Source organism: Pseudomonas sp. CIP-10, assembly GCF_020911845.1.
GTDB lineage: Bacteria > Pseudomonadota > Gammaproteobacteria > Pseudomonadales > Pseudomonadaceae > Aquipseudomonas > Aquipseudomonas alloputida.
The window spans coordinates 421,564-433,975 of sequence record NZ_CP087160.1 but is presented as its reverse complement, the minus strand read 5'-3'; the positions used below and the strand labels follow the sequence as shown (position 1 = coordinate 433,975).

At 63.1% G+C, this 12,412-nt stretch carries 6 protein-coding genes; 5 read left to right on the top strand and 1 reads right to left on the bottom strand.

Translation table 11 applies throughout. From position 1 onward, the window contains the following. Positions 1 to 157 precede the first annotated feature (157 nt). A complete protein-coding gene (gene glnE, locus LMH93_RS01895; protein WP_003255650.1) occupies positions 158 to 3,091 on the bottom strand; it encodes a bifunctional [glutamate--ammonia ligase]-adenylyl-L-tyrosine phosphorylase/[glutamate--ammonia-ligase] adenylyltransferase in 2,934 nt (977 codons plus the stop codon). 383 nt (positions 3,092 to 3,474) lie between these two features. On the opposite strand from glnE, the gene aceE reads away from it, so the two are divergent. From aceE to LMH93_RS01870, 5 genes are all read left to right on the top strand, one after another. Continuing rightward, positions 3,475 to 6,120, top strand: a complete 2,646-nt coding sequence (gene aceE / locus LMH93_RS01890) for a pyruvate dehydrogenase (acetyl-transferring), homodimeric type (protein WP_003255651.1) — start codon at positions 3,475 to 3,477, stop codon at positions 6,118 to 6,120. 13 nt (positions 6,121 to 6,133) lie between these two features. After that, a complete protein-coding gene (aceF, locus tag LMH93_RS01885; protein ID WP_003255652.1) occupies positions 6,134 to 7,774 on the top strand; it encodes a dihydrolipoyllysine-residue acetyltransferase in 1,641 nt (546 codons plus the stop codon). Between the two features lie 411 nt (positions 7,775 to 8,185). Further along, a complete protein-coding gene (locus tag LMH93_RS01880) occupies positions 8,186 to 10,876 on the top strand; it encodes a putative bifunctional diguanylate cyclase/phosphodiesterase (RefSeq protein ID WP_017148050.1) in 2,691 nt (896 codons plus the stop codon). Positions 10,877 to 10,979: 103 nt separating this feature from the next. After that, positions 10,980 to 11,648 (top strand): peptide-methionine (S)-S-oxide reductase MsrA, encoded by a 669-nt coding sequence (gene msrA / locus LMH93_RS01875; protein WP_010951691.1) that lies wholly within the window; start codon positions 10,980 to 10,982, stop codon positions 11,646 to 11,648. Between the two features lie 3 nt (positions 11,649 to 11,651). Continuing rightward, on the top strand, positions 11,652 to 12,275 hold the full coding sequence (locus LMH93_RS01870; RefSeq protein ID WP_070096856.1) for a glutathione S-transferase: 624 nt from the start codon (positions 11,652 to 11,654) through the stop codon (positions 12,273 to 12,275). Positions 12,276 to 12,412: the final 137 nt, after the last annotated feature.

The following is a 12,412-nucleotide window of genomic DNA, read 5'->3' as shown; positions in this document are numbered from 1 at the left end:
CCGACAGTGTAACACCGGTGGTGAGGCATGAGCCTTTGGGGCTGCTTTGCAGCCCTTTCGCGACACAAGGCCGCTCCCACAAAAGGTACTGCATACGCCGGCCAATGGTGGGAGCGGCCTTGTGTCGCGAAAGGGCCGCACAGCGGCCCCAACAATCTCAAGTCAGCCCCAGTTCACCCCAGATCCGCCGCACTTCACGGCGTTCATCGGCAAACTGTGCCGCATCGATCACCCCGGCCTGCTTCTGCAGGGCCTGGCGGTGGGAGGCCGAGCGGAACGCCTTGTACACTTCACGCAACAGCACCGCGTCACTGGCCGGCATCAGGTTCGCCTGCTCCAGCTCTTCCAGAATGCGGATGTTATCGGTCCATCGAAGTATGGCCGGATGGTCATGGGACCAGGCCAAAGCGGCGTATTGCACCATAAATTCGATATCGACGATACCGCCGGCATCCTGCTTGATATCGAAGGGTACACCGGCGTCGAAGGCGTTCGCCGCGGTACCGGCTGCCGTAGCCTTGGTACCGAGGTTGTCACGCATCTTGGCGCGCATTTCACTCACCTCACCGCGCAGCTTTTCCAGGTCGCGAGCCTGGCCCAGTACCTTGGCGCGCACACCTTCGAATGCCGCACCCACCTGCTTGCAACCCACCAGCACGCGGGCCCGCACCAGCGCCTGGTGTTCCCAGGTCCAGGCTTCGTTCTGCTGGTAGCGCTCGAAGGCGCCCAGCGAGCTGACCAGCAGGCCCGAGGCGCCGGACGGGCGCAGGCGCATATCCACGTCGTACAGTTGGCCCGAGTTGGTCTGGGTGGTCAGCAAGTGGATGATGCGCTGCCCCAGACGCGTGAAGAACTGCGCGCTGTCGATAGGCTTCGCACCGTCGGTTTCCGCCTGCGGATCGCCATCATGGATGAAGACCAGGTCCAGATCCGAACCGTGGCCGAGCTCCAGGCCGCCCATCTTGCCGTAACCGATGATGATGAAACCCGGGTCGCACAGGCTGCCGTCGCTGCGCTTGGGTTGGCCGTGGCGGGCCACGGTCTGGCGCCAGGCCAAGGCCAACACCTGGTCGAGGATGGCTTCCGCCAGCCAGGTCAGGTAGTCGCTGACTTTCATCAACGGCAGGTTGCCGCTGATTTCCGAGGCGGCCACGCGCAGGCTGTGGGCCAGCTTGAAATGGCGCAGCGCCTCCATCTGCTGCTCCAGGTCGTCCTCGGGGATGCGCGTCAGGCGCTCGCGCAGCTCGCTGGCCAGTTCTGGCGCCAAGGGCGGGCTGAACAAGCGGCCCTCATTGAGCAGTTCGTCGAGCAGCAGCGGGTAAAGGGCAATCTGCTCGGCAATCCACGGGCTGGCGGCGCACAGCGTCAGCAAACGGCGCAAGGCACCGGGGTTTTCGGTCAGCAGTACCAGGTAGGCAGAACGCCTTGCCACAGCCTCGACCAATGGCAACACCCGCTCAAGCACCAGGTCGGGGTTGTCATGCTCCACCGCCTGGGCAAGCAGCCGTGGGATGAATGCGTCAAGTCGCTCACGGCCGATGCGCTGCATCGAGCGCAACTGCGGGCTGGAGCGCAGCCCGGCCAGGCGCCTCAAGGCTTCGGCGGGTTGCTTGAAGCCAGCCTCTTGCAATTGCCGGCCAGCGGCTTCTTCATCCTGCGCCTGCTCCCACAACGGCGACCACTCACCACCCACCACCAGTTCGCCTTCGCCGTCTTCATCATCCGGGTCGGCAATGACCTGGCGGAAATGCCAGTCGATACGGCCACGCCAGTACATCAGCTGGTCGTGGAAGCTCTGCCAGTCGGCAAAACCGAGCACATAGGCCACGCGTGCCTGATCGGTCTCACCTTCCGGCAACATTTGCGTCTGGCGGTCGGCAATGGCCTGGATGGCGTGCTCGGTGTAGCGCAGGAACTCATAGCCCTCGCGCAACTCGGCCACCACTGCTGGCGGCAGGTAGCCTTGGCCTTCCAGGGTGGCCAGCACCTTGAGCAACGGCCGCTGCTGCAGGCTGAGGTCACGCCCGCCGTGGATCAGCTGGAAAGCCTGGGCAATGAATTCCACTTCGCGAATACCACCGGCACCCAGCTTGATGTTCTCGGCCATGCCCTTGCGCCGCACTTCCTGCTGGATCAGCTGCTTCATGGTGCGCAGCGCTTCGATTGCGGAAAAGTCCAGGTAGCGGCGGTACACGAACGGGCGCAGCATCTCCTGCAGCTGCGCGCCGGCCGCCTGGTCGCCGGCCACCACCCGCGCCTTGATCATCGCGTAGCGTTCCCAGTCACGGCCCTGGTCCTGGTAGTACTGCTCCAGTGCATTGAAGCTGAGCACCAGGGCACCCGCCGAACCATAGGGACGCAGGCGCATGTCAACGCGGAATACAAAGCCGTCGACGGTAACCGGGTCCAGCGCCTTGATCAGCCTTTGGCCCAGGCGCGTGAAGAACTCCTGGTTATCCAGCGAGCGCTTCACCCCTTCGGTTTCACCGCCCTCGGGGAAACCGAAGATCAGGTCGATGTCCGACGACAGGTTAAGCTCTACCGCTCCCAGCTTGCCCATGCCCAGCACCACCATGTGCTGCGGCTGGCCGCTGCGGTTGCCGATGGGCGTCCCGAATTGCTGGCAATGGCGCGGGTACAGCCATTGGTAGGCTTCGTCGATGGCCGCATCGGCAAGGTCCGACAGGTCGCGGCAGGTTTCGCCAAGTTCCGCCTGACGGGTAATGTCGCGCCAGATAATGCGCAACTGCTGGCGGTTGCGCGCGCGGCGCAGATTGCGCGCCAGCTCGTCCTCGCTCTGTGCCGCCTGGGCTGTTGCGGCGATTTGCCCGCGCAGCTCACCCGGGGCGTATCGCCGCTCCAGCTCGCCACTGGCCAGCAGGGCGAACAGCATGGCGGGCTCGCGCTGGGCCAGGCTGAGCACGAACTCGCTGGCAGCAGCCACCTGGTCGAACTGCTGCCGGTGCAGCGGGCTCCAGGCCTGCAGGTCGAGTTCGGGGTGGCCGGCCACGGCATCGCTGATGAACTGCTGGTTGCGAGTGACCAGCGGCTGCAAGGTGGCAGGCAGATCGGAGGGCAAAGGTAGGCGCATGGTCTATCCTTGATCGGCGTGAAATAGAGGGGAAAAAGCGGCCAAGGGGAAGCCGGACCACGGTTGGACTGTCGTACAAAAGTTGGAAATAGCTGAAAAAAACGAAAACTTGGCAACAAACATCAAGAACCACCCGTTCGCGACACAATGCCAACCAACATGAACGTTTTTCCTCACAAGCCAAGGTGCGACCAAACGTCGCACAAATGTAGTTTTACTACTACTCGTGTCGTGTAAAAGCATGAAATGCGAAAGCAAATGTAGTAAAACTACAACGCGCCGGAAGACACCCCGGTAATCCAAGAATTCACGACGTCTGCCCATAAGGCCAGTCGCAATCTCAGGCAATCGATTCTGGTTGCCTTTCCGCCCTGGAGCAAGCCATGCAAGACCTCGATCCAATCGAAACCCAGGAATGGCTGGATGCCCTGGAGTCGGTCCTCGACAAAGAAGGCGAAGACCGCGCTCATTACCTGATGACCCGTATGGGCGAGCTGGCCACCCGTAGTGGCTCCCAGCTGCCGTATGCGATCACCACGCCATACCGCAACACCATCCCTGTCACCCACGAAGCACGCATGCCTGGCGACCTGTTCATGGAACGCCGCATTCGCTCGATGGTGCGTTGGAACGCGCTGGCCATGGTCATGCGTACCAACCTGAAAGACTCGGACCTGGGCGGACACATCTCTAGCTTCGCCTCCAGTGCCACCCTGTACGACATCGGCTTCAACTACTTCTTCCAGGCCCCTACCGAAGAACACGGCGGCGACCTGGTCTTCTTCCAGGGCCACGCTTCGCCTGGCGTCTACGCCCGTGCCTTCATGGAAGGCCGTATCAGCGAAGACCAGATGAACAACTTCCGTCAGGAAGTGGACGGCAACGGCCTGTCTTCGTACCCGCACCCATGGTTGATGCCTGACTTCTGGCAGTTCCCGACCGTTTCGATGGGTCTGGGCCCAATCCAGGCGATCTACCAGGCACGCTTCATGAAGTACCTGGAAGCCCGTGGCTTCATCCCGGCCGGCAAGCAGAAGGTCTGGTGCTTCATGGGCGACGGTGAGTGCGACGAGCCGGAATCCCTGGGTGCAATCGCCCTGGCCGGCCGCGAGAAGCTGGACAACCTGATCTTCGTCATCAACTGCAACCTGCAGCGCCTCGACGGCCCGGTTCGCGGCAACGGCAAGATCATCCAGGAACTCGAAGGCGTGTTCCGTGGCGGTGGCTGGAACGTCAACAAAGTCGTCTGGGGCCGTTTCTGGGACCCACTGCTGGCCAAGGACACCAACGGTGCCCTGCAGCGCCGCATGGACGAAGTCATCGACGGCGAATACCAGAACTACAAAGCCAAAGACGGCGCGTACGTTCGCGAGCACTTCTTCAACACCCCGGAACTCAAGGCCATGGTCGAAGACCTGTCCGACGAAGAGATCTGGAAGCTCAACCGTGGCGGTCACGACCCGTACAAGGTCTACGCGGCGTATCACCAGGCTGTGAACCACAAAGAGCAGCCGACCGTCATCCTGGCCAAGACCATCAAGGGTTACGGCACCGGTGCTGGCGAAGCCAAGAACACCGCGCACAACACCAAGAAGGTCGACGTCGACAGCCTGCGTCACTTCCGTGACCGCTTCGACATCCCGGTCAAGGATGCCGACCTGGAGAACCTGCCGTTCTTCAAGCCGGAAGAAGGCTCTGCCGAAGCCAAGTACCTGGCCGAGCGCCGCGCAGCCCTGGGTGGCTTCGTACCACAGCGCCGTGCCAAGAGCTTCAGCGTGCCGACCCCGCCACTGGAAACGCTGAAAGCGATCCTGGACGGCTCGGGCGACCGCGAAATCTCCACCACCATGGCCTTCGTGCGTATTCTGGCGCAGCTGGTCAAGGACAAGGACATCGGCCAGCGCATCGTCCCGATCATCCCGGACGAAGCCCGTACCTTCGGTATGGAAGGCATGTTCCGCCAGTTGGGCATCTACTCGTCGGTCGGCCAGCTCTACGAGCCAGTTGATAAAGACCAGGTGATGTTCTACCGCGAAGACAAGAAGGGCCAGATCCTCGAGGAAGGCATCAACGAAGCCGGCGCCATGTCGTCGTTCATCGCTGCCGGTACCTCGTACAGCTGCCACAACCAGCCGATGCTGCCGTTCTACATCTTCTACTCGATGTTCGGTTTCCAGCGTATTGGCGACCTGGCCTGGGCCGCTGGCGACAGCCGCACCCGTGGCTTCCTGATCGGCGGTACCGCCGGCCGTACCACCCTCAACGGTGAAGGCCTGCAGCACGAAGACGGTCACAGCCACATGATGGCGGGCACCATCCCGAACTGCCGCACCTACGATCCGACCTACGGCTACGAGCTGGCGGTGATCATCCAGGACGGCATGAAGAAGATGACCGAAGAGCAACAGGACATCTTCTACTACATCACCGTGATGAACGAATCCTACCAGCAGCCAGCCATGCCGGCCGGTGTCGAGGAAGGCATCATCAAGGGCATGTACCTGCTGGAAGAGGACACCCGCGAAGCCGCACACCACGTACAGCTGATGGGCTCCGGCACCATCCTGCGCGAAGTCCGCGAAGCCGCGAAGATCCTGCGTGAAGAGTTCAACGTCGGTGCCGACGTGTGGAGCGTCACCAGCTTCAACGAACTGCGCCGCGACGGCCTGGCCGTGGAACGCGCCAACCGCCTGAAGCCTGGCCAGAAGCCACAGCAGACCTACGTCGAGCAGTGCCTGAACGGTCGCAAAGGCCCGGTTATCGCCTCTACCGACTACATGAAGCTGTTCGCCGAGCAGATTCGCCAGTGGGTACCGAGCAAAGAGTTCAAAGTCCTGGGTACCGACGGTTACGGTCGCAGCGACAGCCGCAAGAAGCTGCGTCACTTCTTCGAAGTCGACCGCCACTTCGTGGTGCTGGCTGCCCTGGAAGCCCTGGCTGACCGTGGCGAGATCGAACCCAAGGTTGTTGCAGACGCTATCGTCAAGTTCGGTATCGACCCGGACAAGCGCAACCCACTGGACTGCTGAGGAGTATTTTTAAGTGAGCGAACTCATTCGCGTACCTGACATCGGCAGCGGTGAAGGTGAAATCATCGAGCTGTTCGTCAAGGTCGGTGATCGTATCGAGGCTGACCAGAGCCTGCTGACCCTGGAGTCCGACAAGGCCTCCATGGAAATTCCGGCGCCCAAGGCCGGCGTCATCAAGGAACTGAAGGTCAAGCTGGGCGACCGCCTGAAAGAAGGCGACGAGCTGCTGGTCCTGGAAGCCGAGGGCGCCGCTGCTGCGGCCCCTGAGGCTCCGGCCGCTGCCGCTGCTCCGGCTGCGGCGCCAGCGCCAGCCGCTGAAGCCGCTCCGGCTGCTCCGGCCGCAGCCCCGGCTGCTGCCAGCGTGCAGGACATCCACGTGCCGGACATCGGTTCGTCGGGCAAGGCCAAGATCATCGAAGTGCTGGTCAAGGTCGGCGACACCGTCGAAGCCGACCAGTCGCTGATTACCCTGGAGTCCGACAAGGCTTCCATGGAAATCCCGTCGCCGGCCGCCGGCGTGGTCGAAGAAGTGCTGTGCAAGCTGGAAGACGAAGTCGGCACTGGCGACCTGATCTTCAAGCTGAAAGTGGCGGGTGCCGCCCCGGCTGCCGCGCCGGCACCGGCTGCTGCTCCTGCACCAGCCAAGGCTGAGGCTGCTCCGGCTGCCGCACCTGCCGCTGCAGCCCCGGCTGCTGCCCCTGCACCGGCTGCTACCGCACCGGCCGCTGGCAGCAATGCCAAGGTTCACGCAGGCCCCGCTGTTCGTCAGCTGGCCCGTGAATTCGGTGTCGAGCTGGGTGCAGTTGCTGCCACCGGCCCGCACGGTCGCATCCTGAAAGAAGACGTGCAGGTCTACGTCAAGGCCATGATGCAGAAGGCCAAGGAAGCGCCGGCAGCCGCCGGTGCGACCGGTGGTGCTGGCATCCCGCCGATCCCTGCCGTGGACTTCAGCAAGTTCGGTGAAGTGGAAGAAGTGGCCCTGACCCGCCTGATGCAGGTCGGTGCTGCCAACCTGCACCGCAGCTGGCTCAACGTGCCGCACGTGACCCAGTTCGACTCTGCCGACATCACCGAGCTGGAAGCCTTCCGCGTTGCGCAGAAGGCCGTGGCCGAGAAAGCTGGCGTGAAGCTGACCGTGCTGCCTCTGCTGCTCAAGGCCTGCGCCTTCCTGCTCAAGGAACTGCCGGACTTCAACAGCTCGCTGGCGCCAAGCGGCAAGGCCATCATCCGCAAGAAGTACGTGCACATCGGCTTTGCCGTGGACACCCCGGACGGCCTGCTGGTCCCTGTGATCAAGAACGTCGACCAGAAGAGCCTGCTGCAACTGGCTGCCGAAGCCGCTGCACTGGCCGAGAAGGCGCGCACCAAGAAGCTGTCGGCCGACGAGATGCAAGGCGCTTGCTTCACCATCTCCAGCCTCGGCCACATTGGCGGCACCGGCTTCACGCCGATCGTCAACGCGCCGGAAGTGGCTATCCTGGGCGTCTCCAAGGCGACCATGCAGCCAGTCTGGGATGGCAAGGCCTTCCAGCCAAAGCTGATGCTGCCGCTGTCGCTGTCCTACGATCACCGTGTGATCAACGGCGCTGCCGCCGCGCGCTTCACCAAGCGCCTGGGCGACGTGCTGGGCGATATCCGCACCATGCTGCTGTAAGCCAGCACACTGCCCCTCCTTGCGAGGGGCAGTACCCTTTTCGAGCTGCCACGCTCGTACCTCAACCCCGTCGATTGGCGGGGCTTTTTTTTGCCTGGAAAAAGCTGGGAGGGCTTCGCCCTCCTTTCGCGACACAAGGCCGCTCCCACAGGCAATCGCAGTCCACATTGTGGGAGTAACTGTCTTGCTCAATTTCTAAAAGCTGGCGCGATCCCTGTGGGAGCGGCCTTGTGTCGCGATGGGCCGCAAAGCGGCCCCAAAATCTCCAGCCAAACTGCAGAATCGGCCACGTCAGCCGATAACCTGTCCACAGCATCAAGCATGGCCGCTTGCCAGCCCTCGGGACATGATGCAACCTTGCCAAATCCGCCGCAGCCACAAGGCAGCGTTCCCTCTTCAAGCGAGTCTTCGATGAAAAGCCAACCCGATGCCGCCAGCCGTGTGGCGGCCGAGGTCGTGACACAGTTACCCGTGCCCTCGCGGCTCGGCATGCTGCGTTTCGAAAGGCTCAACGAAGCCACCTGGGCCATGCTCTACCTTGACCCAGCCTGTGAGCGCCAGTTCGGCCTGAAAACCGGCGAGTTATGTGCCCTGATTGACGCGCCCTACGCCAGCCTGATGGAACCCGAGGCACGCTACCGGCTGCACGACGAAATCCAGTTGCAACTGGCCCAGCGCGGCTACTATCGCGTGCGCTACACCCTGCACACGCCGAGCACCTCGCTGCGCCTGCTGGAAGCGGGTGAAGCCTACAAGCAACACAACCGCCAGCTGTTGCGCGGCTACCTGAGCGTGCTCGACGACCAGCAGGAAGAGACCGGCGAACCCGGCGCCAGCGACCTGGAGTCACGCAACAACCGCCTGCAACTGGCCCTGCAGCTGAACCAGCGCACGCAGCAAGAACAACTGGAGCACCTGGAGCGGGTGCGCGGCCAGCAGGACCTTATCCTGCGCCTCGCCCGCCATCGCTACAGCGCGGGCAACTCGCTGCTCGAAGCGGCCCAGCTGATCACCCAGAGCGCCTGCGAAATCTACAAGGTCGACAGCGCCAGCATCTGGCACCTGGAAGACCAACGCCTGGAACCGATCATCGCCTGGTACCGCGACGCACAGGAGCACCGCCAGCCCGAAGCCATCGATGCCAGCCGCTTCCCCGACTACCTGGATGCACTGCACGCAAGCCGCGCCATCGACGCTCACAACGCCGGCCACGACCCGCGCACCCGCGCCCTGGCGCAAAGCATGCGCCCGGAAAACAAGGCCATGCTCGACGCCAGCATCCGTGTCGATGGCCAGGTGATTGGCGTGCTGTGCCTGGAGCAAACCGGCCAGCCACGGGCCTGGCAGTCGGACGAAATTGCCTTTGCCGGCGAGCTGGCCGACCAGTTCGCCCAAGTGATCACAAACCACAAACGACGGGCTGCGGCCAGCGCCCTGCACCTGTTCCAGCGTGCGGTCGAGCAGAGCGCCAGCGCCTTTCTGCTGGTGAACCGCGACGGCCGGGTGGAGTACGTCAACCCCAGCTTCACCGCCATCACCCAGTACAGTACCGACGAAGTGCAGGGCCGCCAGCTGGGCGAGCTACCGGCCCTGGAGAACCTCAGCGAACTGCTGTTCGACTCGCCGTCGAGCCTGGCCATGGGCAACAGTTGGCAGGGCGAGTTTAAGAGCCGGCGCAAAAACCTGGAGCCGTACTGGGGCCAGTTGTCGATTTCCAAGGTGTACGGTGACAACCGTGAGCTGACCCACTACATCGGCATCTACGAAGACGTCACCCAGACCAAGCTGGCCCAACAACGCATCGAACGCCTGGCTTACACCGACAACCTCACCAACCTGGGCAACCGCCCGGCGTTCATCCGCAGCCTGGACGAGCGCTTCGCCCGCGATGGCGAAAGCTCGATGTGCCTGCTGCTGGTGGACATCGACAACTTCAAGCGCATCAACGACAGCCTAGGCCACCAGACCGGCGACAAGCTGTTGATCAGCCTGGCCAGGCGTTTGCGCAACAGCCTGCACAGCGGTGGCATCCTGGCGCGCTTTGCCAGTAACGAGTTCGCCGTGCTGCTCGACCACACCAGCCTTGAAGATGGCCAAGGCGTCGCCCAGCAGTTGCTGTGCACCCTCGACAAGCCGATGTTCGTCGACAACCAGCTGATCAACGTCACCGCCTCGGTAGGCCTGGCCTGTGCACCGTTGCACGGCGTCGACCCGGCCAGCCTGATGAAGAATGCCGGCCTTGCATTGCACAAGGCCAAGGCCAACGGTAAACACCAGGTACAGGTGTTTACCGAAGTGCTCAACGCCGAAGCCAGCTACAAGCTGTTCGTCGAGAACAACCTGCGCCGTGCCCTGACCCAGAATGAGCTGGACGTGTTCTACCAGCCCAAGCTGTGCCTGCGCAGCGGTCGCCTGCTGGGCCTGGAAGCGCTGCTGCGCTGGAACCACCCCGAACGCGGCATGATCCGCCCGGACCAGTTCATCAGCGTGGCCGAGGAAACCGGCCTGATCATCCCTATCGGCAAATGGGTAGTGCGCCAGGCGTGCTGCATGAGCCAGCAACTGCGCAAGGCCGGCCTGGGCAACCTGCATGTAGCCATCAACCTGTCGCCCAAACAGTTCTCCGACCCGGACCTGGTGGCGTCGATCAGCACCATCCTCAAGGAAGAAGCCCTGCCCCCGCACCTGCTGGAGCTGGAGTTGACCGAAGGCCTGCTGCTGGAAGCCAGCGAAGACACCCACCGCCAGCTGGACGAGCTGAAGGCCCTGGGCCTGACCTTGGCCATGGACGACTTCGGCACCGGCTATTCGTCGCTGAGCTACCTGAAGAAGTTTCCGATCGACATCCTCAAGATCGATCGCAGCTTCATCAACGAAATCCCCGACAACCAGGACGACATGGAAATCACCTCGGCGGTGGTGGCCATGGCCCACAACCTGAAGCTGAAGGTGGTGGCCGAAGGGATCGAGACGCCGGAGCAGCTGGCATTCCTACGCCGTCACCGCTGCGATGTGGGCCAGGGCTACCTGTTCGACCGGCCGATTCCCGGGCGCGAGCTGGCCGAACGGCTGAAGCGCTATCCGCGTGGCCCGGTGGCCTGACAGCTGCGTAATCCTCGGGCACTATAGAAGCCATTCGGGCCCTTTCGCGGGTTTACCCGCGAAGGCCCCAGCCCCCATCTCAATGACATACAGAGGAACGGCCATGGTCCTGCGTTCGGAAATCCTGGTGAACAAAAACGTCATGCCAACTGCGGAACAGGCCCTGCCTGGCCGCGACACACCAATGAGCCTGCCCGAGTTCCACTACGTCTTCAAAGACACCCCGCTGCTCGGCCCGTTCTTCGAAGGCGCCATCGACTTCGCCATCTTCGGCCTGGGTTGCTTCTGGGGCGCGGAGCGCCGCTTCTGGCAGCGTGAAGGTGTGGTCAGCACCGTGGTCGGCTACGCCGGCGGCTTCACCCCGCACCCTACCTACGAAGAAGTCTGCTCGGGCCTGACCGGCCACACCGAAGTGGTGCTGGTGGTGTTCGACAAGGACAAGGTCAGCTACCGCGAACTGCTGGCAATGTTCTGGGAGCTGCACAACCCGACCCAAGGCATGCGCCAGGGCAACGACATCGGCACCCAGTACCGCTCGGCCATCTACTGCACCAGCCCGGAACAGCTGGAACAGGCCAAGGCCAGCCGCGACGCCTTCCAGGCCGAGCTGAGCAAGGCCGGCTTCGGCGAAATCACCACCGAAATCGACCAGGCACCGACCGTCTATTTCGCCGAGGCCTACCACCAGCAGTACCTGGCCAAGAACCCGGACGGCTACTGCGGCATCGGCGGCACCGGCGTGTGCCTGCCACCCAGCCTGCAAGGTAACTGAAGCATGAGCACGATGACCCTGTTCCACTCGCCGTTGTCGCCTTTCGTGCGCAAGGTCATGGTGGTGTTGCACGAGACCGGCCAGCTTGAGCGTGTGCAGCTGCAGCCGGTGAACATCAGCCCGGTGAGCGGCGACCCGCAGCTCAACCAGGACAACCCGATCGGCAAGATCCCGGCCCTGCGCCTGGAAGACGGCACCGTGCTGCACGACAGCCGGGTAATCTGCGAGTACCTCGACCTGCAGCACGTTGGCCTGCCGCTGCTGCCGCGTGAAGGTTCGGCGCGCTGGCGGCGCATGACCTTGGTATCACAGGCCGATGCGATCATGGATGCGGCGGTGTCGAGCCGGTATGAGAGCTTCCTGCGGCCAGAAGACAAGCGCTGGGATGGCTGGCTGCAGGCGCAGGGTGACAAGATCCGCCGTAGCCTGGCCAACCTGGAGCAGGAGCACTTGCCGGAGCTGATCTCCGGCTTCGACCTGGCGGCGATTGGTGTGGCCTGTGCGCTGGGCTATCTGGATTTGCGTCAGCCCGGGTTTGGCTGGCGCGAGCACCAGCCTGGGTTGGCGGCGTGGTATGCCGAGGTGGTCAAGCGGCCATCGATGGTCGCTACAGCGCCAGTGGCCTGAGGGCCCCTTCGCGGGTAAACCCGCTCCTACAAGGTTTTCCACAGTGTGCGCTATCTGTGGTGGGCTTGTGGGAGCGGGCGTGCCCGCGAAGGCCTCACCTCGGTATCACAGGAAACAACAGCCCGATCCTGAGCGCC

Coding starts and splice junctions, on each gene's coding strand:
- glnE (WP_003255650.1), bottom strand. CDS start 3,091: ATGCGCCTACCTTTGCCCTCCGATCTGCCTGCCACCTTGCAGCCGCTG.
- aceE (WP_003255651.1), top strand. CDS start 3,475: ATGCAAGACCTCGATCCAATCGAAACCCAGGAATGGCTGGATGCCCTG.
- LMH93_RS01880 (WP_017148050.1), top strand. CDS start 8,186: ATGAAAAGCCAACCCGATGCCGCCAGCCGTGTGGCGGCCGAGGTCGTG.
- msrA (WP_010951691.1), top strand. CDS start 10,980: ATGGTCCTGCGTTCGGAAATCCTGGTGAACAAAAACGTCATGCCAACT.
- LMH93_RS01870 (WP_070096856.1), top strand. CDS start 11,652: ATGAGCACGATGACCCTGTTCCACTCGCCGTTGTCGCCTTTCGTGCGC.